We start from the raw sequence: 24,337 nt of genomic DNA on the forward strand, positions 1-24,337 counted from the left end.
GCAGGTGATCCTGCCTGTCTCCTTAGTGCCGCGCGATGATCTCGCGCTCGCCCTTGTACATGCCGGCTTCGCCGAGCAATGCGCCCGGACGACGGCGCACCAGGAATTTCGGGCGGCGCTCCCGAATCGCATTGCGGCGACGGCGGCGCTGCGATGGTTCGTAGATCTTCTCTTCGGGCAGTTGCGGAAGCGCGAAGATCTCGCTCCACATCTGCCAGGCCATGTCGATTTCTTCGCGATCCGAGCTGACCAGCAGCGGGACTGACAGTGACGGATCGCGATGCGCGAGCATCAGCATCTTGCCGTCGTCGAGACCGCGCAGGGTGACGCCGAGAAAATCGCTGACGCGCACATTGATCGCCATGCGCATGCCGCCGACGGCACGGTGCAGGACGACCCGGGTACGATGCAGTTCGATATGGCGGATCGCTCCGTCGGCGCGGGTATCATGCGCCTCGAAACGAACCGGAAGTGAATGGGGATCGAGCCGCAATGCGCTGCTCGATCCCGGGGCATGGGCCCCACCTGTCGCTGTTTGATGCCTCACGGCCTTTTATCTCCCCGCCGGAATTATGTTCCCGGTCGATGGGGAGACCTTGCCAGAGCCGGTTCGGAATCGGCTTAAAAAGGCTGGTTAATCGAATCCGACTGCCCTTCATGATTGACAGAAGCTTGGCAGGCATGATTGACGAACCGTTGCGAGAGCCCTGAAATTCTTTCCTTTTCGGCGCGGCAAATGCTTGAAGTCCCTGCGAAATAAGCACATCTCTAACGGCGGTCATCGCCGCTTCGGACCTGTTGAAATCGTCTCTCAATGTTGGGATTTTGTTCGTGAACTCTTCACCAAACGCATCGTCGTCTGTCTCCACGAAATCCGACAATTCCGATCTGCTCGATCAGTCCGTACTCTCCACGCTGGCGCAGCGTCTCGTCGAGGCTGCCAGGAAGGCCGGTGCGGATGCCGCGGATGCGGTCGCGGTGCGCGGGGTGTCGCATGGCGTCGAAGTGCGTGACGGCAAGGTCGAAGCCTCCGAGCGTTCGGAGGGTGACGATATGGGCTTGCGCGTATTCGTCGGTCGCCGTCAGGCGGTGATCTCCACCAATGACATGTCCGGCGACAATGTCGCGCAACTGGCCGAACGTGCTGTCGCGATGGCGCGCGTCGCACCCGATGATCAATATGTCGGCCTTGCGGACCCAGCGCTGCTTGCGCGCGACTTTGCAAATCTCGATCTGCTCGATCCCGTCGTGCCGTCGGTGAGCGAACTCGAACGACGCGCTGTCGAAGCTGAAGAAGCCGCGCTCGCGGTGAAGGGCGTGACCAAGTCCGGCGGTGCATCGGCCTCGACCGGCATCGGCGGCATGGTGCTCGTCACCTCGACCGGTTTCCACGGCTCCTATCTGCGCTCCAGCCAGGGCGTCTCGATGACTGCCATCGTCGGCGACGGTACCAATATGGAGCGCGACTACGCCTTCACCTCGGCGCTGCATGCATCCGATCTGGAGTCGCCGGCCAGCGTCGGCAAGCTCGCGGGCGAGCGTACGGTGGCGCGGGCCAACCCGCGCAAGGTGCCGACCTGCAAGGTGCCGGTGGTGTACGACCCGCGCGTCTCGAACTCGCTGGTCGGTCACGTCATCGGTGCCGCCAATGGCGCGTCCGTCGCGCGCAAGACCACGTTCCTCAAGGGCAGTCTCGGCAAGCAGCTGTTCAGCAGCAATATCCGCATCATCGACGATCCCCTGCGCGTGCGCGGCCTGCGCTCGCAGTCCTTCGATGCCGAAGGCGTTGCGACGAAGCAGCAGGCCATTATCGATGGCGGCGTGCTCACGACCTGGCTGCTGGATTGCGCGACCGCGCGCGAACTCGGCATGACCACGACAGGCCACGCGCATCGTGGCGTGTCGTCGTCACCATCGCCCGGCGCATATAACCTGCACATGGAAGCGGGCGACGTGAGCCCCGAAGACCTGATCGCCGATATCAAGGAAGGCTTTTACGTCACCGATCTGATCGGCTCGGGCGTCAATGGCGTGACCGGCGACTACAGCCGCGGCGCCGGCGGATTCTGGATCGAGAACGGCAAGCTCACTTACGCCGTCAGCGAGATCACCATTGCGGGTCATCTTTTCGAGATCTTCAAGTCGATGACGCCTGCGAACGACCTCACTTTCAAATACGGCGTCAACGCGCCGACCGTGCGCGTCGAGGGACTGACGATTGCCGGACGCTGATCTCGACACGGACAAACGGCTCGCGCACGATGTTGCCCTGATGGCGGACACCGTGCGGGCGGCCGGCGAGCTCGGCCTCGCAATGTTCGGTACAGAACTCAAGAAATGGACCAAGGGCGAATCCTCTCCCGTCTCCGAAGCGGATATCGCCGTCAACGATCTGATCGAGAAGCGGCTTCGTGCCGCGACGCCTGATTACGGCTGGCTCTCGGAGGAGAGCGCCGATGACGAATCCCGCCTCGGCAAGCGCCTGACCTGGATCATTGATCCGATCGACGGCACCCGCAGCTATCTCGCCGGTCGCGAGGATTGGTGTGTCTGTGTCGCGCTGGTCGAGGACGCCCGGCCGGTGATGGCTGCGGTATTTGCACCATCCACAGATGAATTTTTCCTGGCGATCCACGGGCAGGGCACCACCTGCAACGGCGTTCCGGTTCGGGCCACGACCGGTTCCGCAATGGACTTTTCGCGCGTGGCGGGTCCGAAACCGCTGGTCGAGCGGATGGTCCATCCCCGGCAGGATATCACCCTTTATCCGCGAATCGGCTCACTGGCGCTGCGATTGTGCTGGATCGCCAATGGCCGGCTGGATGCAGCCTTTGCCGGGGGGCAGAGCCGGGACTGGGATCTGGCGGCCGCAGATTTGATCGTGCACGAAGCGAATGGTAGGATGACCGAGCTTTCGGGCGATCCCATCCTCTATAATCGCCGGGAAGTCACGCACGGGTTGCTGGTGGCAGCGGGGGCCGATCGCCATGCTTACATCGTCGAGCAATTCCAGAACCGCCGGGTTTAACCGGCTGCACCACTATCTTTGACTTATCGGATCGCAGCCGGTCGCTGCAGGAACAGGATTCATGTCGGACACACCACAGCAACTGCTTCATCTGGTCATCGGGGGCGAGCTGACCAACCTGAAAGAGACGACGTTCAAGGATCTCAGCCAGGTTGAAGTCGTCGGCGTCTATCCGAATTACGCGACGGCATTTGTCGCCTGGAAGGCCAAGGCGCAGCAGACCGTCGACAACGCGCACATGCGCTACTTCATCGTCCATCTCCATCGGCTGCTCGATCCGGGTCAAGACGCGAAGCCGACCGCTTGAAACGACTGCTCCGAAACACGCTGCGCAGCAGCTGGGTTCAGCGCGCCGCGGGGTTTCTCGCGGCCGAATTTTTGCGTCTGGTCTGGAAGACCAACACCTTCACCTTCGATCCCGTCGATGTCTATGACATTGTCGAGCCGCAGATGCCGGTCATCCTGGCGTTCTGGCATGGCCAGCACTTCATGACGCCATTCATCCGGCAGAAGGACTATCGCGGCGCGGTGCTGATCTCGAAGCATCGCGACGGCGAGTTCAACGCGCTGGCTGCCGAGCGCCTTGGCATCGCCACCGTCCGCGGCTCCGGCGATCATGGTGGCGCGTTTCACCGTAAGGGCGGCGTCGGTGCGTTCAAGGAGATGGTGCGGGTGCTGGAGCGCGGTATCAACATGGCGCTGACCGCCGACGTGCCGAAGCGCTCGCGTGTCGCCGGCATGGGCATCATCATGCTGGCACGCGAAAGCGGCCGGCCGATCATGCCGTTTGCCATGGCCACCAGCCGCTACGTCCAGCTCAACAACTGGGACCGCACCACGATCAATCTGCCTTTCGGGCGCGGCGTGCTGGTCGGTGGCGAGCCGATCAATGTTCCGGCCGACGCGGACGGCACAATGATGGAGGCATTGCGCCTGCAGCTCGAGGCCACGCTGAACGAGGCCACGCAGCGTGCCTATGACACGGTAGGTCGGCCGGAAGGTGCGGGTCGTGCCTAACGCGCTGCCGATCACGCTGCGCGCCTATCGCAGATTGTCGGCGGCGCTGACGCCGCTTGCGCCCGTCCTGATCAGGCAACGGTTGAAGAAGAACAAGGAAGATCCCGCGCGCCTCGACGAGCGTCGCGGCATCTCGCAGATCGAGCGCCCCGCCGGGCCGCTGGTCTGGATCCACGGCGCCAGCGTCGGCGAAGTGCTGGCGGCGGCAGCGCTGATCGAGCGGCTGCGCGCGCTGGGTATGCGCATCCTGCTGACGTCAGGAACGGTGACCTCGGCCGAGATCATCACCAAGCGCTTTCCGACCGATATCATCCATCAATACATTCCCTATGATTCACCGCGCTTCGTGGCGCGCTTCCTCGATCACTGGAAGCCGAGCCTGGCGCTGTTCATCGAGAGCGATCTCTGGCCGAATCTGATCATCTCCGCCGCCAAACGTCGGCTGCCGATGGTGCTGATCAATGCGCGCATGTCGCAGCGCTCGTTCCCGCGCTGGCAGAAATTCTCGGCGACCATCGGTGCCTTGCTCGGCCGTTTTGAGATTTGCCTGGCGCAGTCCGAAACCGACGCCGAGCGCTTCAGCGCATTGGGGTCGCGCAGCGTCGTCGTCACCGGCAATCTGAAGCTCGACGTGCCGGCGCCGCCCGGTGACGCCATGAAACTGGACAAGCTCATGGCGGTGACGCGCGGTCGCCCCATCATCGTCGCATCGTCGACGCATCCCGGCGAAGAGGAAATCATCATCGAGACTCACAAGACGCTGACCAGCTTCTTCCCGAATTTGCTGACGGTCATCGTGCCGCGCCACGCCCATCGCGGCGCCGATATTGCGCAGATGATCACGGTGGCAGGTTCGCAGGTCGCCTTGCGCTCGCGCGAGGAATTGCCGCATGCAGGCACCGATATTTACGTGGCCGACACCATGGGCGAACTCGGCCTGTTCTATCGGCTGTCGCCGGTGGTGTTCATGGGCGGTTCGCTGGTGCCCCATGGCGGGCAGAATCCGATTGAAGCCGTGAAGCTCGGTGCGTCCGTGGTGCATGGTCCGCACGTCTTCAATTTCACCGACGTCTATGAGGCGCTGGATGGCGCCGGCGGCGCGAAGCTCGCCGACTCCTCGGAGCAAATGGTGAAACAGCTCGGCCAGATGCTCGGCAACGAGGCGGCACGCGATGCCGCGATCGAGGCCGGGCATCGCGTGGTTGAACGGCTTGGCGGTGCGCTCGACCGCACCCTGCATGCGCTGGAGCCTTATTTGATGCAGCTCCGGCTCGAAGCGGGAGCGTATGATGCGTGAGCCGGCGTTCTGGCGGCCGCCATCGACATGGCTGTCGCGTCTGCTGATGCCGCTTGGCGCCATCTATGGCGAAGTCGCCGGTAGCCGCATGGCGCGCAAGGGCGTGGATGTCGGCATTCCCGTTCTTTGCGTCGGCAATTATCACGTCGGCGGTGCCGGCAAGACACCGACGACATTGGCGCTGGTGCAGGTGCTGCGCGATCTCGGCGAGACGCCTGTTGTGCTGAGCCGCGGTTATGGCGGCAAGTTGCGCGGCCCGGTGAGAGTCGATCCGTCCAGGCACGTGGCGGCAGATGTTGGCGACGAACCGCTGATGATGGCACGACAGGTGCCGGTGGTGATCTCCGGGGATCGCGTCGCAGGCGCCGCGCTGGCGCGCTCGACGGGGGCCAGCGTCATCGTGATGGATGACGGTTTCCAGAATCCGGCCATCGCCAAGGACGCGTCGTTCATTGTGATCGACAGCAATCGCGGTCTCGGCAACGGCCGTGTGCTGCCAGCGGGACCGTTGCGCGCGCCGCTCGATCTGCAGATCGCGCATACCGATGCGTTGGTCGTGATTGGTGATGGTGTTGCAGCGACGGGCGTGGCGGCGCTGGTGGCGGGCAAGGGTGGTCCGGTGTTGACGGCGCGCCTCGTGCCAGACGAGACGTCAGTGGCGGCTCTGCGCGGCAAGCGCGTGCTGGCCTTTGCGGGAATCGGCGATCCCCAACGCTTCTTCCGGACCTTGTGTCATGCAGGTGTGGACGTGGTTGTGGAGAAAGCCTTCGCCGATCACCACCCGTATGCGCCCGGTGAGATCGACGCGCTATCCCTGCAAGCGAAGCGTGATGGCCTGACGCTGGTGACGACCGAAAAGGATGTCGTCAAGCTCAGCAGCATGCCGGCCGCGGCGGAGATCGTACCATTCGCCGTCACGCTGGTCTTCGAGGACAAGACGGCGCTGCAGGCTTTCGTGATCGAGAAGCTCAATCAGGCAAGAGTGAAGACGCTCAGAACGTAAGGTGGGCAAAGCGAAGCGTGCTCACCCTACGGAACGACCGATACGAGCTTACTTCTGCGTCTTCACCGCGTCCGGATAATGCCGCGTCAGCACCGCATTCGGCACCGCATAGGCTTCCTGCCGATCGACGCTCCAGTATTTCAGTTCATCCAGCGGAATGCGCTCGCCTGTGATGGCGCAAGTCACATAGGTGCCGGGCGACACCACGCGGAAATCGCCGTCGAGATATTGCAACTGGGCTTCGCCGTGGCCCGAAGGGCCAAATTTGTTCAGCACGGCTGGTCTCCTGGATCGTCACTAAGTCGTCTTGCCGGATCGGTCGCCGGCCCTGAATGTCGTCTCGTCGTAGCATAAATAGGGCCGCGGCGTCGCCCAATAAAGGCGGCCCGCGCAACCCTAGAACAGGCTGCCCTGATCGATTTTCGTCGCCTTTTTCGGCGCGGCCGGCGACGCAGGCTTTGCTTCACGCGCAGCGGCCGGGCGGTCGCCATCGGCGGTCACGCCGACGCGGCCATCGGCGAATTCGATGCTCAGGCGGGCGCCCGCTCCGATATTTGCGGCGGTATGCAGCGCCGCGCCTTGCTCGTCGCGCACCAGCGCAAAACCGCGGGCGAGCACGCTGCGATAGGAGAGCGCACCGAGCAACTGACTCGACGCCTGTACGCGCGCCTGCTGGCGCTGCACCAGTGTCGTCAATGCACGGCGCGCGCGCTCAGTGAGGCGCAGAGCGCGCTCCCGATCGCGCGTGATGGCATTGCGCTGCGCCTGCGCATTGGCGAGCTTGGAGGCCTTCAATCGTGCTTCAAGGCCAGTGAAGCGATCGCGGCGCTGCCGAAGCAGTGCACGCGCGGAGAGGCTCAAGCGTTCGCCCGATACCGTCAGTCGCTGTGTGGCATGGGCGATCTGCGCGCGCAGTACGCGCAGCGTCAGCCCGGCACTGGCCTGAGCGAAGCGGCGATGATGCGCATGCGTATTGGCCTTCAACGCACGCGGCAGCGATGCGGTTGCGCCATCGAGACGCTGGCGCGGAATGGCGAGCAATTCGCTGAGATCCGGCAAGGCACGCGCTGCGGCGCGCAGCTCGTTGCGGCGGGATTCCTGCCCGCGCTGCCAGCACAGCATCATGCGGCGCTCGAACCCGGATATCTCCACCATCAGTTCGGCGCGCACGGGCACCGCCATTTCGGCAGCGGCCGTCGGCGTCGGCGCGCGCTTGTCGGCGGCGAAATCGATCAGCGTGATATCGGTCTCGTGGCCCACGGCCGAGATCAGCGGGATCATGCTCTCGGCCGCGGCGCGCACCACGATCTCTTCGTTGAACGACCACAGGTCTTCCAGCGAGCCGCCGCCGCGCGCGACGATCAGCAGATCCGGCCGCGGAATTGCGCCGCCCACCGGCAGCGCGTTGAAGCCATGGATCGCGGCCGCGACCTGTTCGGCCGAGCCTTCGCCCTGAACTTTCACCGGCCATACCAGCACGCGGCGCGGGAACCGGTCTTCCAGCCGATGAAGAATGTCGCGAATGACCGCGCCCGTCGGCGACGTCACGACGCCGATCACCTCCGGCAGCCATGGCAGCAACTGCTTGCGCGCTTCGTCGAACAGGCCTTCCGCGCCAAGCTTGCGCTTGCGCTCTTCCATCAGCGCCATCAGCGCGCCGACGCCGGCAGGTTCGATGGCCTCGATGACGATCTGGTATTTCGACGAGCCGGGATAGGTGGTCAGCTTGCCGGTGGCGATGACTTCGAGGCCTTCCTGCGGCTTGAAGCGCATCCGGCCATGGACGCCCTTCCAGATCACCGCCTCGATCTTGGCGCTCTCGTCCTTGAGCGAAAAATAGCAGTGGCCGGAGGAATGCGGCCCACGAAAACCGGAGATCTCGCCGCGCACCCGCACGTTCCCGTAAGTGTCTTCCACCGTCCGTTTCAGGGCTGAGGACAGCTCGGAGACGGTGAATTCGGGGGAATTGGTGAGGGGGGCGGCGGCTTTGGGCATCGAATCTCGGCTTTCAGGATCGTCGCAAAGTAGGGATGTCGGTCGCAAAACGCCAATCAGATATAGATCTGCAGATAGCTCTGTTATACAGAGTAGTCTGTATTCAGGGAATGGCGGATATTATGGCGTGGATATTGACCTTCGCGGTTCGTGGCATCGTTTGGCTCCTTGCTGCGGTGGGCCTGGTGGCCCTGGTGCTGGCCGGCATGATTGCGGTGCCGGTTTCCCGGCCCAAGGCACTGGCCTCCATTGCGGACACGGCGCGCAGTGCCTATCGCGGGGACGTGCCGCCACTGCAGTATTTCCAGGCGAGAGACGGCTCGAATCTGGCCTACCGGCGCTACACGCCATCCGGCCCATCCGTGAACCGTGCAGCACTGCTCATTCATGGTTCGTCGGGATCGAGCATAGCGGTGCACGCTCTCGCGAAAGCGCTTGCCGCGCGGGGCGTCGAAAGCATCGCTCCCGACATGCGCGGCCATGGCGCGTCGGGGACCCGCGGCGATATCGCCTATCTGGGCCAGCTCGACGATGATCTCGCAGATCTCGTCGGCCATTTGCGCGGGCAGGGGCTGGCGTCGCCACTGACGCTCGCGGGGCATTCGTCGGGCGGCGGGTTTGCACTGCGCGTAGCAGGGTCCGTCAATCAGGGGCTTTTCGCACGCACCGTTCTGCTGTCACCTTATCTCGGTCTGAAGTCGCCATCCACACGCGAGAACGCAGGCGGATGGGCCAGTCCGAGTGTGCCGCGCATCATCGCGCTCAGTGTGCTGCAGTCGTTCGGGGTGACATGCTGTTCGCAGCTCCCGGTGGTCGCCTTTGCCGTGCAACCTGGGTCGACACGCATTCTGACGTCCGAATATTCGTTTCGGCTGCTGCAGAATTTCGGCACGCATCGCGACTATCGCCTGGATCTCGATCCGGCGAACGGGCCCATATCGGTCATCGCCGGGCGCAATGACGAGCTGATGTTCGCCGACAAATATCGCGAGGCGATGCAGTCGAAAGCCAATATCGATGTGCGCGTCCTCGACGACGCAAATCACATGGACGTCGTCAGCACGGCGAGTTTCGTCGCCGTCGTCGCCGATGATCTCGCAACGAGGTGACACCGTGATCAACAGCCAGGAAGCCAGTGCTGCGTTGATGGAGATCGAGAGCCTCAGTCGGCTAGTCCGGCAGTCGGTGTTCTATCGGCACGCCAGCACGATGCTCATTCTATGGGGCGTTGCGACTTTTATCGGATATCTGCTCTCGTTCTTCGCGCCTGCTGCGGCCCCCGTCATCTGGGCGGTCGTCATTGTCGCGGGTGTCATCTGCGCGATCATCATCGGTGCCCTCAACAAGAAGCGCGAAGGCGTCAGCACCTTCGATGCCCGCGCAACGGCAGCGTTTATCGCGTTCGTGGCTTTCGGCTGTCTGTGGAGCATCGTTTTCGGGAACATGGCGCCGCGGCAGATCGCAGCGTTCTGGACGACTTACTTCATGTTGCCTTACGTGATGACAGGGTTCTGGTTCGGCCGCGTCTTTGTCGTGATCGGCATGAGCGTGATCGCGCTGACGTTGCTCGGTTACTTCCTGGCCGGACCGTGGTTCACGCTCTGGATGGCTGTCGTCAATGGCGGCGGCCTGTTGCTCGGCGGCCTCTGGATGCGGCGCAGCTGACATGGCAGAGCTCGATGACATCATCCATCAGCCTCTGCGGCTCAAGATCATGGCAGCGCTGAACGCTCTGCATCCGACACAGGGGCTGGATTTCCCGCGATTGAAGAAACTGACCGGCGCCACCGATGGCAATCTCGGCGCTCATATCGAGACACTGGCGAAAGCCGGTTATGTCAGCGTCGAAAAGGCCTTTGTCGGCAAGAAGCCGCAGACAACGGTGACGGCCACCGCCGCCGGGCGTGGCGCCTTCGCGCGGCACGTCGCCACCTTGCGTGAGATCATCGCGACTGCGGAAGGCAAGTAGAGCAAAGCCTGGGAGATTGTCATGGATATCGCGTGGCGCATTCTGGCCAACACGCCGATCTGGGTGTTCGCGTTGCTCGCACTGCTGATCTGGCTCGGAAGTCTGTCGCTCCGGCCACGAAAGACACAGCTGCGCCGTTTGCTGATCGTTCCGATGGTGTTTCTCCTGATGGGGCTGTCGCGGCTGATCTTTGCCGGCGGCCAAATGCATCTGATCGGGGCATGGCTGGCAGCGGCGATCGTGATGGCGGCCGTCGCTCTGTGGATCGGTCCCGGCGAGATGACGGTCGATCGCCAGGACGGCACCATTCAGCGCCCCGGAAGCTGGCTGCCCCTGATCCGCAACCTGTCGGTCTTTCTGCTGCAATATGCCGTGGCGGTCGCAACCGCGATGAAGCTGGGTTCGGGTGCTGTCGTTCCGCTGATCGGCCAATTAGTGTCGGGGGCGTGCGCTGGCTATTTCCTTGGCTGGACGGTGGGTTTGATCCGCCGCTATCGCGCGGAAACACATGTCGCCGTCGCTTGACGGGTTGGCCGCCTGGCCAGTTGATTACTCAGACCACTGATTGCTGTCCCGACGCGCCGTGCTAAACGGTGGGCGTGTTTGATTGCAATTGGTCTGGCTGGTTATGAACATTCTCCTCATCGGTTCCGGTGGTCGCGAACACGCGCTGGCGTGGAAACTGGCCGCGTCTCCGCTGCTAACCAAGCTCTGGTGTGCGCCCGGCAATGCCGGCATCGCCAAAGAGGCGGAATGTATCGCGCTGGATGTTGCCGACCATGCCGCTGTGATTGATTTCTGCAAGGTGAACAAGGTCGATTTCGTCGTGGTTGGCCCTGAGGCGCCGCTGGCAGCAGGGATCGTCGACGATCTGGCTGCTGCCGGTATCAAGTCGTTCGGGCCGAGCAAGGCCGCCGCCCGGCTCGAAGGCTCCAAGGGCTTCACCAAGGATCTCTGCAAGGCCAACAACATTCCGACCGCGGCCTATGAGCGCTTCAGCGATGCGGACGCCGCCAAGGCCTATATCCGCGCGCAGGGTGCGCCGATCGTGATCAAGGCCGATGGTCTTGCCGCCGGCAAGGGCGTGGTCGTCGCGATGACGCTGAAGGAAGCGGAAGACGCCATCGACATGATGCTGGGCGGCGGCTTCGGCGCAGCCGGAGCAGAAGCCGTGGTCGAGGAATTCATGACCGGCGAGGAAGCCTCGTTTTTCGTGCTGTGCGACGGCGAGCATGCACTGCCGCTGGTCGCGGCACAGGATCACAAGCGCGCCTTCGATGGCGACAAGGGGCCCAACACCGGCGGCATGGGCGCCTATTCGCCGGCACCGGTTTTCACCGATGCGATCCGCGATCGCACGATGAAGGAGATCATCGCTCCGACGCTGCGCGCCATGAGCGCGATGGGCAATCCCTACAAGGGCGTGTTGTTCGCCGGCCTGATGATCACGGACGAAGGTCCGAAACTGATCGAATACAATGCGCGCTTCGGCGATCCCGAGACCCAGGTGCTGATGGTCCGGCTGATGTCGGATCTGCTGCCGGCCCTGATCGCCTCCTGCGACGGGCAGCTCAAGAATTTCGACCTGCGCTGGTTCCCTGATCCCGCACTCACCGTGGTCATGGCCGCCAAGGGCTATCCCGGCGACTATGAAAAGGGCACCCGGATTGCCGGCCTCGACCGCGCCGAGAAGATCGAGGGCGTCGAGGTCTTTCACGCCGGCACCAAGGCGTCCGGCGACTGGATTCTCGCCAATGGCGGACGCGTCCTCAACGTGACGGCCTCCGCCAAGACCGTCGCTGAGGCCCAGCGCCGCGCCTATGAGGCCATCGGCCTGATCAACTGGCCGGAAGGTTTCTGCCGCCGCGATATCGGCTGGCAGGCGGTGGCGCGGGAGCGCAAAGGACGGTAACTTGCCACTTTAAGGCGTAGTTCCTTGGGAGGGGTGCCGTGGCGCGTATTGATGATGAGCTCAGCCAAATAGGGGCCAAGCTAAGGAGCCGCGAAGACGTATCTTCAGTAACCACGCGAACGTTTCTGGCCTGGGCTGGCGCGCAGCGACGTAGCTATTGGAATGTTTTCTACATTCGGCAGGCTCTGAAGAGAGCTGCCTTGCGGACCGAACCCGATTTCCAATCGGCTTATATCGACTCCGATATCCGATTTGTTTTGGATGAAGATAAGAAGTTAGAAGATGAAGGCGGAGTTACAGTAACCGTTCCGGCGGCAATCGCCGTGGCTGAAGTGAATGGTCCAGTTATATCCGCGATCCCGGCGGATCCGACCTATCGAATAAGTAAGCTTGAAGCAGCTAATAAACCTTTAGTTAGTATTTCTCCGGATGCCACCGTTCAACAAGCGGTGACGATGATGATGACTAATGATTACTCGCAGCTCCCAGTAATGACAGGGCCGCGCGATGTGAAAGGTATAGTCAATTGGAGCTCCATCGGGGCGCGAATGATCCTCGGAAAATGCGGCGACCATGTCCGTGACGTGATGGAGGTACATCAAGAAATTCGCGCTGATGCTTCTATGTTTCAAGCGATTTCGATAGTTGGTCAGTTTGGATATGTGCTGGTTCGCAATGCGCAAAATGTTGTCACAGGCATAGTGACTGCAAGTGACCTAAACTTGCAGTTCCAACAATTGGCCGAACCGTTTTTGCTATTAGGAGAAATTGAAAACCACATAAGAGCAATTCTCGATGGGAAATTTTCCCCCTTAGAACTTGAGACTATGAGGGACCCTTCGGATGAAAATCGAAAGGTCGAGGCCGTCTCGGACCTCACTTTTGGGGAGTATCTTCGGATACTTGAGAGCCAAGAGCATTGGTCGAAGGTTGATATACCGCTCGACCGGAAAACGTTTTGTGAGAAGCTGGATCGGGTTCGAAATATTCGTAACGACGTCATGCATTTTGACCCGGATGGTGTTCCTGTGGCTGATCTCAACCACTTGCGAGGCATCGCGCATTTTTTGCAACAGTTGCAGGTCATTAATTCCTATCGCAAGTAGCAAGTAGACTGCCTTCGATCTTGTTTGAAAATCAGCCGCGATATCGGCTGGCAGGCGGTGGCGCGGGAGCGCAAGGGCAAGTAAAGGTATCCAGGGGTTCCTCTTGGGGAACCGAAGGTTGTGGAACGCGTTGATGGGGCTGTGAGGTACCCATGGCGCACTATTACTTCGACCTCAAGAACGGCACGACGCAGCGCGACCACGCTGGTCGGGAACTGCGCAATGACGCCGAAGCGATTGCACAGGCTTATGTGATCGCCGACGAAGTCAGCACGCGATCGGCGATGCATCAGGACCATGAGCGCCACATTTGCGTCATCCACGAAGACGGGCACGAAGTAACCCGTGTTCCCGTCGATATAGCTGTCAGCAAAGCCTCAGCGCCGCGCTCTAAAAAACTCTCGTAACAGCGCGGCGGATTGGGTTTCGCCCACGGACGGATAGACCTCCGGCGCGTGGTGGCAGGTAGGCGAAGCGAAGAAGCGCACGCCGGAATCGACCCCGCCGCCCTTGGGATCGGCTGCACCGTAATACAGCCGCCGGATCCGGGCGAAGGAGATCGCGCCCGCGCACATGGTGCAGGGCTCAAGGGTCACATACAGGTCGCAGTCAACCAGCCGCTCGCTGCCGAGCCTGGCGGCGGCCTCCCGGATCGCCAGGACCTCGGCATGGGCGGTCGGGTCGCGGTCCCGGAGGGTGCGGTTGCCGGCCGTGGCGATCACCTCGTTATTCCCCACGATGACGCAGCCGATGGGGACTTCGCCGGCATTTCCGGCGTTTTCGGCCGCTTTCAGCGCCAGATCCATGAAAGAAGGTGCGGTCAACGGCTCGTTTCCTGCGCAAAACTCTGCTACGGAGTTGCATTCAGCAAAAGTGGATACTGGTTTTGCGTGAGAATGCGCCCCAATGAGCGCGCATTTTCGGCCCGCGAACCCTGTCCGCACCGCTCAACCCAATTCAGCTTCCGCTGCAGTGAGACCCTTCATGCCCCGCGACAACGACAAAAACAACGGCCCCTCGCGCGGCCGGCCCCCCGGTGGCAAAGGCGGAGCCGGCAAGGGCCGCTCCGGTGCCGCACGTGGACCCGACAAGAAATTCGCCAAGCGCGACGGCACATATGCCCCGAAGCCGGCGGATGCTGGCGGCGAGAAGCGCTCCTTCAGTGGCAAGCCTTCGGGCGGCAAGCCGTTCGGCGCCAAGCCTTTTGGATCGAAGCCTTACGCCGGCAAGCGCGACGATGACCGCGCGCCGCGCCGTGACTATGGCGATGCGCCGCGTCCGGCCCGCTTCAACCGCGACGACCGTCCGGCACGCAGCGGTGGCGGTGACCGCCCCGATCACGGCCCCCGCAAGGATTTCGGTGACCGCGAGAAGCGGCCTTATGCGCCGCGCGCCGGTGGCGGCGACAAACGTCCCTACAGCCCGCGCGGAGATGCACCGCGTGGCGACCGCGGCGACGCGCGTCCGGCCGGCCGTTTCTCCGACAAGAAGTTCGGCGACAAGAAGCCCTATGCATCGCGCGATGGTGGCGGTGAGAAACGCCCCTATACGCCGCGCGGCGAAGGGTTTCGCGGCGGCGATGGTGACCGTCCGCGTCCGCGCTTTGATCGCCCGCAAGGCGATCGCAACGATCGCCCACAGCGTGATCGCAACGATCGTCCGCAAGGCGATCGTCCGTTCAGCCCGCGCCCCTCGCGTGACGGTGATCGTCCACGCGGCGACCGGCCCTTCAGCGCCGAGAAGAAGTTCGGCGGCGACAAGAAATTCTCCCGCGGTGCGCCGGATCGCGGCGGCCCGCGCAAGAGCTTTGGCGATCGTCCCGATCGCGGTGATCGTGGGCGTGATTTCGAGCGCGGCCCTGATCGCAGCGAGCAGAAACCTTGGCAGAAGCGCGAAGGCGGTTCGGATGATCGCGGCAGCCGCAGCGCGCGTCCGCCGCGCGATGGCGCGCGCAATTTCGATCGGCCGAAATTCGACAGGCCAAAATTCGACAAGCCGCGCTTTGATCGTCCGCGTGACGACCGGCCGGAGCGTGGCGACAGCGAGCGTCCGCGTTTCTCGCGTCCGCGTGAAGATCGTCCGAGCTTCGATCGTCCGCGCGAGCCGCGTGGCCGCACCGACTGGCAGGAGCATGGCCGGAGCGAGCGTCGTGACGGTGATGATCGTCCGCGTCGTGAGAACGAGGACGAGAGCAGGATTTTCGCCAAGCGTCCTGCATTCGGCGGTCGCGGTGAATATCGCGAGCTCGATCCCGAGCAGCGCCGCCCGGCGCGAGTCCCTGCGGCCAAGAAGGCCGGCGAGCGTATCGCCAAGGTCGTGTCGCGCGCGGGCCTGTGCTCGCGCCGCGATGCCGAGGAATGGGTCACGCAGGGCCGCGTCGCGGTCAACGGCCGCGTGATCAATTCACCCGCGCTGGACGTCAGCACCAACGATGTCATCACCGTCGACGGCAAGCCGTTGCCGGCGCCGGAGCGCACGCGCCTGTTCCTGTATCACAAGCCGCGCGGCCTGATGACGACCCATGCCGATCCCGAGGGGCGGCCGACGGTGTTCGATCATCTGCCCGAAGGCCTGCCGCGCCTGATTTCGATTGGCCGGCTCGATTTCAATACCGAAGGCCTGTTGCTGCTGACCAATGACGGCGGCCTCGCGCGGACGCTGGAACTGCCGGAGACCGGCTGGCTGCGGCGCTATCGCGTGCGTGCGCATGGCGAAGTCACCCAGGCGCAGCTCAACGAGCTCAAGAATGGCGTCGAGGTCGACGGCGTCAAATATGGCTCGATCGATGCGACACTGGAGCGCGACAAGAGCGCCAATGTCTGGATCGTGTTCGCGATCCGTGAAGGCAAGAACCGCGAAGTGCGTAACGTGCTGGCGCATCTTGGCCTCGAAGTGAACCGCTTGATCCGCATCTCCTACGGTCCGTTCCAGCTCGGCGAAATCGAGGAAGGCGAGGTTGACGAGGTGAAGACCCGCGTGCTGCGCGAGCAGCTCGGCGAGAAGATCGCGGAAGCCTCCGGCGCCGATTTCGGTCGCCAGCTGCCGAGCAAGGGCGATGTGTCGCTCGATCCGGTGATCGTGAAGAAGCCGGTGCTGAAGCGCTCGACGGTGGAAGACCGCAAGGGCCGTCGTATTCTGGTGCAGCGCGCCGGCTCAGAAGAGTCGCGTGCCCGCAATGAAGACGCGGCCACCTTCGGCGGTCCACCGAAGAAGCCGAAGCGCGGCTATCACGGCAAGCGCGATCTGAAGCCGCGGGACGCGTAAGCATGCGTGTCGTCGGTGGCCGGCTGAAGGGCCGCAACATTGCGTCGCCCACGACGCAGGCGATCCGGCCCACGGCGGATCGACTGCGCGAGGCACTGTTCAACATCCTGATCCACGCCTACGAGAGTCCGATCGCGGACGCGCGCGTGCTCGATCTGTTTGCCGGCACCGGTGCCCTCGGCATCGAGGCCGTGTCGCGCGGCGCCAAGTTCACGCTGTTCGTCGACAACGGGTCCGAGGCACGCGCGCTGCTCCGCAACAATGTCGAGGCGCTCGGTCTCGGCGGCGTGACCAAAGTGTATCGCCGCGATGCCGCCGATCTCGGCCCCGCCCATCCGGTCGAGCCGTTCTCGCTGGTGTTCCTCGATCCGCCCTATCGCATGAAGCTTGCCGAAAAGGCGCTGGCCTCGTTGCGCGATGGCGGCTGGCTGACGCCGGGCGCTTTGCTGGTGGTGGAAGAGGCGAAGGATGCGGCATTTGCGGCGCCCGACGGGTTCGAAGAACTCGAGCGCCGCGCCTATGACGATACCGAGTTTACGTTTCTGCGATCTGTGTAAGAAGACGTCAAAAGGAGCCGCCGATGTCTGCGATCGAATACACTTGGGATCACGTCCATATCCGCACGCCGGACACTGAAGCGACCGCGCAGTGGTTTGCCGACATGCTCGGCGCCGAGATCCTGCGCGCGCCTGGCCGCATCGACATCAGGCTCGGCGGCGGCATGATCTTCCTCGCCCCGGTGACGCCGGAGATGGGCGTCAACCCGCCGCCGGTGACGCCGTATCAGGGCCTCGACCATTTCGGCCTGAAGGTGAAGGACATCGATGCGGTGGCCGCGTCGCTGAAGGCGAAGGGCGTGGAGTTCACCAAGGATCCGCATACGCTCAAGCCCGGCCTGCGCATCTGCTTCATCCGCGCGCCGCAGGGCGTGTCGATCGAGCTCCTGGAACGCGATCCGAAATATACGTGAGCACTTCTTATCCCTCCCCCGAGCGTAGCGAGCGGGGAGGGTGGCGCGTTTGAGAGCGCAGCGAACAAACGTGACGGGTGGGGCTGCCACGGGCGACAGCGTTTGTGGAGACACCCCCACCCGACCGGCCTTCGGCCGGCCACCCTCCCCGCGCAAGAGCGGGGGAGGGACAAGCAAGCTCACCGTCGCCCGAACAGCTTCTCGATATCGCTGAGCTTCAGCTCGACATAAGTCGGCCGGCCGTGATTGCACTGGCCGGAATTCGGCGTGTCTTCCATCTCGCGCAGCAGCGCGTTCATTTCCTCGGGCCGCAGCCGTCGGCCTGAGCGCACCGAGCCGTGGCAGGCCATGGTCGCCGCCACATGCAGCAGGCGGCGCTCCAGCGGCAGCGCTTCGTCCCATTCGGCCATGTGTTCGGCAAGATCGCGCAGCAGCGACGCGGCATTGGTCTTGCCGAGCAGCGACGGCGTCTCGCGCACGGCAATGGCGCCGGGACCGAAACTGTCAATGGCGAGGCCGTAGCCAGCGAGTTCCTCGGCGCGATCGAACAGTTTCTCCACGATGGCCTCGTCGAGTTCGACGATCTCGGGGATCAGCAGGATCTGTCGCTGCACGCCATTGGCAGCCAGCGATGCCTTCAGCCGCTCATAGACGATGCGCTCATGGGCGGCATGCTGGTCGACCACGATCATGCCGTCGCGGGTCTGTGCGATGATGTAATTCTCATGCACCTGTGCGCGCGCGGCACCGAGCGGCCGGTCGACCAGATCGGTCTGCGGTGCGTCCTCGAAACGCACATCGGCGGATGGCGTGCCGACATCGAAGGCCGCCTGGCCGGGCTCGGCGAGCGCGGCCGAACCATCGAATGCCGGCATGGCGCCGACCGGAAAAGCAGGCGATCGCTTCCAGTCCCAATTGGCATTCGGGCGCGGCGCGAAATTGGGTGCGAAGTTGGGGCGGAACGAGTCCAGTACGGCACCGTCGCTATTGGCGGCGGTGCGACGTCCTTCGCGCGCCAGGCCTTCCTTCAGCGCATGCACGATCAGCCCGCGCACCAGCCCGGCATTACGGAAGCGCACTTCGGTCTTGGCCGGATGCACATTGGCATCGACCTCCTGCGGATCGAGTGTGACGAACAGCGCGACGATCGGGTGGCGGTCGCGGGGCAGATAATCGGAATAGGCCGCGCGTACCGCACCGATGATCAGCTTGTCGCGGACCGGGCGGCCATTGACGAACAGATACTGTCCAAGCGCATTGGCACGGGTCAGCGATGGCGCCGCGGCAAAACCTTCGACCACCACGCCTTCGCGCTCGCTGCGCACTTCGATGGCGCTGAGACGAAACTCAGGCCCGAGAATATCGCCGAGCCGCGTCAACTGTCCGGCCGGACCGGGCAGGGCCGCCGCCCATGTCACGGGCGTGCGTTCTTCGCCGGCCATGGTGAAGGCGATTTCCGGTCGCGCCATGGCTAGGCGGCGCACCACTTCGCGGATCGCTTCGGCTTCGGTGCGGTCGGTCTTGAGAAATTTCAGCCGGGCAGGGGTCGCGTAGAACAGATCGCTGACCTCGACGCGGGTGCCCTGCGACAGTGCGGCGGGCGCGATCGGCGATTTCTCGCCGCCATCGACGGTGCGCGACCAGGCATGCGGCTCCGAGGCGTGGCGCGTGGTGATGCTCAGCCGCGCCACTGACCCGATGGAGGGCAGCGCCTCACCGCGAAACCCGAGCGTGCGGATCTGCAGCAGGTCCTCGTCATCGAGCTTCGAGGTGGCGTGGCGGTCTACGGCGAGGGTGAGATCGGCGTGGGTCATGCCACCGCCGTCATCGGTGATGGCGATCTTCCGCCGTCCGCCGCCATCGGTGAATATCTCAACCCTGGAGGCGCCGGCATCGATGGCATTCTCCACCAGTTCCTTCACCACGCTGGCCGGCCGCTCCACCACCTCGCCGGCGGCGATGCGGTTGACAATGGTTTCTGGGAGCTGGCGAACGGGCATGGATCTCGGGGCGTGATGACGGGTCGGGGATATGTAGGGAACCTCAAGCGCCATTCTATGGCCCCGGGCGCCTGATGTCCCCGCCGCAACCCGCTTTTCCCCGGTTCTAGCTTTTTGTTTTGACGCGTTTTCTTGACGCGAACCGGTATCCACTTCGCTCGAAAACGCTTTAAGCGAATCGGCCGCCCTTCTGGATCACCTCGATCTTGTAGCCGTCGGGGTCGGTGGCGAAGAAAAACTGCGCCAGCGTGCGGCCCTCATGCTTGAAATCGCGCAGCGGACCGGGCGCGAGATGTTCGCGCTCGAAGCGGGCATGTTCGGCAGCCACATCGTCCACGACGACGGCGAGATGGCCGTAACCGTCACCCAGCACATAGGGCTCGGTACGGTCGAAATTCACCGTCAGTTCGAGTTCGAAGGGCGAGGAGGGATGGCGCAGATAGATCAGCGCAAAGTCGGGAAATGCGATGCGCTCGGCAATCTCGAGACCGAAGGCGCGCTTGTAGAAGTCCAATGACCGCGCTTCGTCGAGCACGCGGATCATGGAATGAACGGGTTTGGCCATCGGGAAATTCCTGGAAAAAGTGGTCTGGCTTGTTGTGTGGGGCTCCGCTCAGTCGTCGAAACGCCCGCCGCGGCCGGCCTTGACGTCGCTGCGGCGCTTCTTGCCGTCGAGGCGGCGCATCTTCGAGCCCAGCGTCGGTTTGGTGGCCCGCCGCGGCGCCTGCCGGAAGGCGGCTTCCTTCATCAGTTCGACCAGCCGCTCGATGGCATCGGCCTTGTTGCGCTCCTGGGTGCGGAAACGCTGGGCGTGGATCACGATCACGCCGTCCTTGGTCATGCGCTGGCCGGCGAGGGTGCGCAGCCGGATCGCGGTGTCCTCGGGCAGCGTCAGCTTCGTCGTATCGAAGCGCAACTGTGCGGCGGTCGAGACCTTGTTGACGTTCTGCCCGCCGGGTCCGGACGCGCGTACGAAGACGATATCGATATCGTCTTCGGCGATGGCTATGGAGCGCGTGATCCGGAGCATGATCCTCCGTAGCACATCCGCCATACGTCCGGGCAAGCCTGCGCGTCGAAATGCGCCGTCAGGACCGCCGTGACCCGCTGCGTTCGACCAGCTTCACCATGACCTGCAGCGCATGGTTCGTCGGCGTCGGAATGCCGTGCTCGAGGCCCTTGCGGACAATGAAGCCGTTGAGGAAGTCGATCTCCGACGGCTTGCCGCGGGCGAGATCCTGCGATGTGGAGGACTGCTGAAGCGGCATGCTGGCGGCGAGGGCGAGCGTCTTATCCAAAAGGTCGGGCGGCAGCGACACGCCGCAGGCGCGCGCCACCGCCAGGCACTCGGTAACGGCATTGGTGACGATATCAGGTACGCCCTGGACCTTGAACATCTCGCCATAGGCGATGCCAGCCACGGCCGATAATGCATTATAGGCGCAGTTGTTGATGAGCTTGGACCACTGTACCGCGTCGATATTGTCGGCGACGGCGGTCGGCACGCTGGCGTCGCACAGCAGCTTCGCCAGCGCTTCGCTCTCGGACGAGGCGCCGATGATCAACTCGCCGCGGCCATTGTGCTTCACATGACCGGCGGCCGGCATCTCGGAGGCCACATAGACGGCTGCAGCGATCACCGGCTGGCTGAGGATGGCGCGCAGGCGCTGCGGGTTGTCGACGCCGTTCTGTAGGCTCAGCACGATGGAATTGGCCTTGAGCACAGGTTTGAGCGCGGCCGCTGAACTGTCCGTATCGCCGGACTTCACGGCGAACAGAACGAGGTCTGGCGGTGCGAGATCGGCGATCTGCGTCACTGCCTTCGCCGGAATGAAACCGTCGAACTCGGCGCTCTCGAACCGAAGGCCGCGTGCATTGATGGCATCGACATGGGTCTGGCGTCCGACCAATGTCACGTCATGGCCGGCGCGCAGCAGCTTGGCGCCGTAGTAGCAGCCAACCGCGCCGGCACCGATGACTGCGATCCGCACGTCGGCGCCTCAGTTTGCCTTAGGTGCCGGGGCCACCGGCGCTGCGGCTGCCTGCGGCGCGCGGCCGACGACGACGGTCAGCAGGCCATCCGCCCACAGCTTCTTGGCTGCAGCCTTGGCCTGATCCAGCGTCACCGCATCGACCACGGCATTGCGCTTCTCGATGTAATCGATCGGCAGCTTGTCGAGCTGGTATTGCAGCAGCGCGCCGGCGAGTTTCGACGACGTGTCGAGCGCCAGCATCTGCGAACCCTTGAGATAGGACTTCGCCTCGTCCAGCTCGCGCTGGGTCGGACCCTGCTCGGCCATGCGTTTCACTTCGCTGGTCACGGTATCGACCGTCTCGGTGGCGCGGTCGGCGCGAGTCGCGGTGCTGCCGATATAGATGCCGGAATGCTGCATCCACAGCAGCGAGCCACTGACGGAATAGACCAGGCCGCGCTTCTCGCGCACTTCGTGATACAGCCGCGACGACAGCGTGCCGCCGCCGAGGATGTGATTGACGATATAGGCAGCCATGAAGTTCGGGTCGTCGCGTTTGACGCCCGGGCTGCCGAAGGTAATGACCGTCTGCGGTACGTCCAGCGTCACGGATTCCTTCTGCGGCGGCTTGGCCGCTGTGACTTCCGGGATCGGCGTCAGTGTCGCTTTGGCGGGCAGGCTACCGAAGGTCTTGTCCAGCAATGTCGCGAGCGTCTCGGAATCGACATCGCCGACCACGGCAATCTTCAGCGTGTCCTTCGCGACGATGCGTTGCTTGTAGGCCTTGATGTCGTCGACATTGATGGTCGGCACGTCGGTCAGGCTGCCGTTGGACGGTCGGCTGTAGGGATGGTCGCCGAATGCCACCTGCAGAAACTTGCGCGTCGCCAGTGAATTCGGGTTCGAGGTTTCGCGGCGCAGGCCGGACATGATCTGCGCGCGGATGCGCTCGACATCGGGAGCGTCGAAGCGTGGCGACGTCAAAGCGAGGCGGGCGAGGTCGAACGCCTCGTCACGATGCTCTTTCAGCATGCGCAGCGAGCCACGCAGGTAATCGCGCTGGGCGTTGAAGTTGAGCTCGATGGCGCGGCGTTCCATGCGATCGCGGAAGGTCGTGGAATCGAGATCGCCCGCGCCTTCGTCCATCAGGCTGGCCACCATGTTGGCAGTGCCGGATTTATCCTTCGGATCCTGTGCCGCACCGCCACCGAACGCATATTCCATTGCGATCAGGGGAACGGTTGCATCCTGCACGAACCAGGCTTCGATGCCGCCTGGCGTCACGAGCCGCTGCACCTTGGCTGCCGCGAAAGATGGCGTTACCGTCAGGGTGACAAGTGAGAAGGCGGTGGCGACGGCAATGCCGAGGCGGCCGGCGTTGAAGATGATGCTCACGACCGCTTCTCCTCGCGCTTCGGCGCAGATGTATCCTTGATCAGATAGCCGGTGACCGAGCGCTTCTTGTCGAGCCAGGTTTGTGCGGCTGCGCGCACCTGCTCAGCAGTGACCGCCTTGATGCGGTCGGGCCAGCTACGAATGTCCTCGACGCTGAGGCCCGTGGTGAGTGCCGCGCCGTACCAGCGCGCCAGCGAGGCCTGGCTGTCCTGCGCATAGGTGGCTTCGGCGACGAGCTGCGTCTTGACGCGTTCCAGGTCGGCAGCCGGCACCGGGTTGGTTGCAAGGTCGGCGATCACCGTGTCGATGGTCTTTTCGATATCGGCAAATTCGGCACCCGGCTTCGGCGAGGCTGAAATCATGAACTGTGCGCTGTCGAGCGCCGTGCCCTGGTAGCTGGCACCGGCATTGATCGCGAGCTGTTTGTCGATGACGAGGGCGCGGTAGAGATATGAGTTCGCGCCGCCGCCGATCAACTGGCCGAGCACATCGAGCGCCTGGCTCTCGCCGGCCGCAGCGGTGGTTGCCGACGGCACCAGATAATAGCGGCGCAGGCTTGTCTGTTCGACACGCGGATCGGCCAGCGTCACCGTGCGCGGCGCGGCGGGCGTCGGCTCCTGTGGGCGCATGCGACGTTCGGGGATCGCCGGCTGTGCCGGGACCACGCCATAGGTGCGCTCCACCATCGGGCGAATCTCCTGCGGGTCGACATCGCCGGCGATGATCAGCGTCGCATTGTTGGGGGCGTAGAAGCGCTTGTAGAAGGCGAGCGCATCCTCGCGGTCGAGCTTCTCGATCTCCTGGTGCCAGCCAATGATCGGGCGGCCATAGGGATGGTTGAGATAGAGCGCGGCCATGATCTGCTCCGACAGCCGGGCATCCGGGCTGTTGGCGACGCGCATGTTGTATTCCTCCAGCACGACGTCGCGCTCGGGCAGCACGTTCTCGTCCTTCAGCACCAGGCCGGTCATGCGATCGGCCTCGAATTCCATCATCTTGCCGAGCTGATCCTTGCTGATGCGCTGGTAATAGCCGGTATAGTCGGTCGAGGTGAAAGCGTTCTCCTCGCCGCCGACGCGCTGCACGGTCTGCGAGAATTCACCGACCGGATGTTTCGCGGTACCCTTGAACATCAGATGTTCGAGGAAATGCGCGAGGCCGGATTTGCCAGGCGTCTCGTCGGCGGAGCCGACCTTGTACCAGATCATCTGCGTCACGACGGGCGTGCGGTGATCCTCGATCACCACGACCTGCATGCCGTTATCGAGCTTGAACGTGGTTGGCGGCTTTGCCGTCACCGTCTGTGCGCGGGCGCCCGATATGGTGAGGGCGGGAGCCAGCAGCAAAGCGACGACTGCGACGGATCGTACGGCAAGTCGGAATGAAGAGGTCATGGCGGGGCTAGGAG

At 63.5% G+C, this 24,337-nt stretch carries 26 protein-coding genes; 16 read left to right on the top strand and 10 right to left on the bottom strand.

The features are described from left to right. Window positions 1–22 precede the first annotated feature (22 nt). The gene (locus A4A58_RS15820) at window positions 23–547 is read right to left on the bottom strand and encodes a DUF6101 family protein (RefSeq protein ID WP_068733636.1); all 525 of its coding nucleotides are present in this window, start codon (window positions 545–547) and stop codon (window positions 23–25) included. Between the two features lie 284 nt (window positions 548–831). Between A4A58_RS15820 and A4A58_RS15825 the strand changes: the two genes are divergently transcribed. The 6 genes from A4A58_RS15825 to lpxK all read left to right on the top strand — a co-directional run bounded on the left by A4A58_RS15825 (window position 832) and on the right by lpxK (window position 6,345). Beyond that, window positions 832–2,232: a TldD/PmbA family protein gene (locus tag A4A58_RS15825; protein WP_068733798.1), complete on the top strand. Its 1,401-nt coding sequence runs from the start codon at window positions 832–834 to the stop codon at window positions 2,230–2,232. Further along, window positions 2,219–3,028 carry a 3'(2'),5'-bisphosphate nucleotidase CysQ gene (locus tag A4A58_RS15830; protein ID WP_068733637.1) on the top strand — a complete coding sequence of 270 codons (810 nt, stop codon included), beginning with the start codon at window positions 2,219–2,221 and terminating at the stop codon, window positions 3,026–3,028. The genes A4A58_RS15825 and A4A58_RS15830 overlap by 14 nt, the downstream gene beginning before the upstream one ends. Window positions 3,029–3,089: 61 nt before the next feature. Next, entirely contained in the window at window positions 3,090–3,335 is a 246-nt protein-coding gene (locus A4A58_RS15835) for a DUF4170 domain-containing protein (RefSeq protein WP_068733639.1), read from the top strand. Further along, complete coding sequence (locus A4A58_RS15840; RefSeq protein ID WP_068733641.1) at window positions 3,332–4,045, top strand: lysophospholipid acyltransferase family protein; 714 nt, start codon at window positions 3,332–3,334, stop codon at window positions 4,043–4,045. Before A4A58_RS15835 ends, A4A58_RS15840 begins: the two co-directional genes overlap by 4 nt. Then, window positions 4,038–5,342 (top strand): 3-deoxy-D-manno-octulosonic acid transferase, encoded by a 1,305-nt coding sequence (locus A4A58_RS15845; protein ID WP_068733800.1) that lies wholly within the window; start codon window positions 4,038–4,040, stop codon window positions 5,340–5,342. The genes A4A58_RS15840 and A4A58_RS15845 overlap by 8 nt, the downstream gene beginning before the upstream one ends. After that, on the top strand, window positions 5,335–6,345 hold the full coding sequence (lpxK, locus tag A4A58_RS15850) for a tetraacyldisaccharide 4'-kinase (protein ID WP_068733802.1): 1,011 nt from the start codon (window positions 5,335–5,337) through the stop codon (window positions 6,343–6,345). Before A4A58_RS15845 ends, lpxK begins: the two co-directional genes overlap by 8 nt. A 48-nt stretch (window positions 6,346–6,393) precedes the next feature. Here lpxK and A4A58_RS15855 read toward each other — a convergent pair whose 3' ends face one another. Together A4A58_RS15855 and xseA are read right to left on the bottom strand one after the other, a co-directional pair. After that, window positions 6,394–6,621: a DUF2093 domain-containing protein gene (locus A4A58_RS15855; protein WP_068733643.1), complete on the bottom strand. Its 228-nt coding sequence runs from the start codon at window positions 6,619–6,621 to the stop codon at window positions 6,394–6,396. A gap of 120 nt (window positions 6,622–6,741) precedes the next feature. Continuing rightward, window positions 6,742–8,340: an exodeoxyribonuclease VII large subunit gene (gene xseA / locus A4A58_RS15860; protein WP_068733645.1), complete on the bottom strand. Its 1,599-nt coding sequence runs from the start codon at window positions 8,338–8,340 to the stop codon at window positions 6,742–6,744. Between the two features lie 122 nt (window positions 8,341–8,462). Here xseA and A4A58_RS15865 point away from each other — a divergent pair, with 122 nt between their 5' ends. The 7 genes from A4A58_RS15865 to A4A58_RS15895 all read left to right on the top strand — a co-directional run bounded on the left by A4A58_RS15865 (window position 8,463) and on the right by A4A58_RS15895 (window position 13,734). Further along, window positions 8,463–9,449: an alpha/beta fold hydrolase gene (locus A4A58_RS15865; protein WP_192855912.1), complete on the top strand. Its 987-nt coding sequence runs from the start codon at window positions 8,463–8,465 to the stop codon at window positions 9,447–9,449. A gap of 4 nt (window positions 9,450–9,453) precedes the next feature. Continuing rightward, window positions 9,454–10,005: a hypothetical protein gene (locus A4A58_RS15870; protein ID WP_244499777.1), complete on the top strand. Its 552-nt coding sequence runs from the start codon at window positions 9,454–9,456 to the stop codon at window positions 10,003–10,005. Window position 10,006: 1 nt separating this feature from the next. Next, window positions 10,007–10,309 (top strand): winged helix-turn-helix domain-containing protein, encoded by a 303-nt coding sequence (locus A4A58_RS15875; RefSeq protein ID WP_068733649.1) that lies wholly within the window; start codon window positions 10,007–10,009, stop codon window positions 10,307–10,309. A gap of 21 nt (window positions 10,310–10,330) precedes the next feature. Further along, window positions 10,331–10,834 carry a DUF6622 family protein gene (locus A4A58_RS15880; RefSeq protein WP_068733651.1) on the top strand — a complete coding sequence of 168 codons (504 nt, stop codon included), beginning with the start codon at window positions 10,331–10,333 and terminating at the stop codon, window positions 10,832–10,834. A 103-nt stretch (window positions 10,835–10,937) separates the two neighbouring features. Then, window positions 10,938–12,221 carry a phosphoribosylamine--glycine ligase gene (gene purD / locus A4A58_RS15885; RefSeq protein WP_068733653.1) on the top strand — a complete coding sequence of 428 codons (1,284 nt, stop codon included), beginning with the start codon at window positions 10,938–10,940 and terminating at the stop codon, window positions 12,219–12,221. A gap of 38 nt (window positions 12,222–12,259) precedes the next feature. Beyond that, a complete protein-coding gene (locus tag A4A58_RS15890) occupies window positions 12,260–13,327 on the top strand; it encodes a CBS domain-containing protein (protein ID WP_068733655.1) in 1,068 nt (355 codons plus the stop codon). Between the two features lie 152 nt (window positions 13,328–13,479). Further along, window positions 13,480–13,734, top strand: coding sequence for a DUF6894 family protein (locus A4A58_RS15895; RefSeq protein WP_068733657.1), 255 nt, complete (start codon window positions 13,480–13,482; stop codon window positions 13,732–13,734). On the opposite strand, the gene A4A58_RS15900 is transcribed toward A4A58_RS15895, so the two are convergent. After that, window positions 13,705–14,133, bottom strand: coding sequence for a nucleoside deaminase (locus A4A58_RS15900; protein WP_068733659.1), 429 nt, complete (start codon window positions 14,131–14,133; stop codon window positions 13,705–13,707). The two genes, A4A58_RS15895 and A4A58_RS15900, sit on opposite strands and share 30 nt — an antisense overlap. A gap of 178 nt (window positions 14,134–14,311) precedes the next feature. On the opposite strand from A4A58_RS15900, the gene A4A58_RS15905 reads away from it, so the two are divergent. From A4A58_RS15905 to A4A58_RS15915, 3 genes are read left to right on the top strand one after another with little or no spacing between them, the layout of a single operon-like run. Next, window positions 14,312–16,591, top strand: coding sequence for a pseudouridine synthase (locus A4A58_RS15905; RefSeq protein WP_068733661.1), 2,280 nt, complete (start codon window positions 14,312–14,314; stop codon window positions 16,589–16,591). Between the two features lie 2 nt (window positions 16,592–16,593). Then, the gene (gene rsmD, locus A4A58_RS15910) at window positions 16,594–17,148 is read left to right on the top strand and encodes a 16S rRNA (guanine(966)-N(2))-methyltransferase RsmD (RefSeq protein WP_068733663.1); all 555 of its coding nucleotides are present in this window, start codon (window positions 16,594–16,596) and stop codon (window positions 17,146–17,148) included. 23 nt (window positions 17,149–17,171) lie between these two features. Next, entirely contained in the window at window positions 17,172–17,561 is a 390-nt protein-coding gene (locus A4A58_RS15915) for a VOC family protein (protein ID WP_068733665.1), read from the top strand. 179 nt (window positions 17,562–17,740) lie between these two features. Here the strand turns inward: A4A58_RS15915 and mutL are convergent, their stop codons facing one another. The 6 genes from mutL to A4A58_RS15945 all read right to left on the bottom strand — a co-directional run bounded on the left by mutL (window position 17,741) and on the right by A4A58_RS15945 (window position 24,323). Further along, the gene (gene mutL, locus A4A58_RS15920; RefSeq protein ID WP_068733667.1) at window positions 17,741–19,561 is read right to left on the bottom strand and encodes a DNA mismatch repair endonuclease MutL; all 1,821 of its coding nucleotides are present in this window, start codon (window positions 19,559–19,561) and stop codon (window positions 17,741–17,743) included. A gap of 169 nt (window positions 19,562–19,730) precedes the next feature. Next, window positions 19,731–20,126, bottom strand: coding sequence for a VOC family protein (locus tag A4A58_RS15925; RefSeq protein WP_068733669.1), 396 nt, complete (start codon window positions 20,124–20,126; stop codon window positions 19,731–19,733). 48 nt (window positions 20,127–20,174) lie between these two features. Next, entirely contained in the window at window positions 20,175–20,591 is a 417-nt protein-coding gene (gene arfB, locus A4A58_RS15930; protein WP_068733671.1) for an alternative ribosome rescue aminoacyl-tRNA hydrolase ArfB, read from the bottom strand. Window positions 20,592–20,649: 58 nt separating this feature from the next. Then, window positions 20,650–21,552: a ketopantoate reductase family protein gene (locus A4A58_RS15935; RefSeq protein WP_068733673.1), complete on the bottom strand. Its 903-nt coding sequence runs from the start codon at window positions 21,550–21,552 to the stop codon at window positions 20,650–20,652. A 9-nt stretch (window positions 21,553–21,561) separates the two neighbouring features. Continuing rightward, entirely contained in the window at window positions 21,562–22,923 is a 1,362-nt protein-coding gene (locus A4A58_RS15940; RefSeq protein WP_433993629.1) for a M16 family metallopeptidase, read from the bottom strand. A 2-nt stretch (window positions 22,924–22,925) separates the two neighbouring features. Beyond that, a complete protein-coding gene (locus A4A58_RS15945; RefSeq protein ID WP_068733677.1) occupies window positions 22,926–24,323 on the bottom strand; it encodes a M16 family metallopeptidase in 1,398 nt (465 codons plus the stop codon). Window positions 24,324–24,337: the final 14 nt, after the last annotated feature.

It is taken from the genome of Tardiphaga robiniae (genome assembly GCF_001618955.1).
Lineage (GTDB): Bacteria > Pseudomonadota > Alphaproteobacteria > Rhizobiales > Xanthobacteraceae > Tardiphaga > Tardiphaga robiniae_A.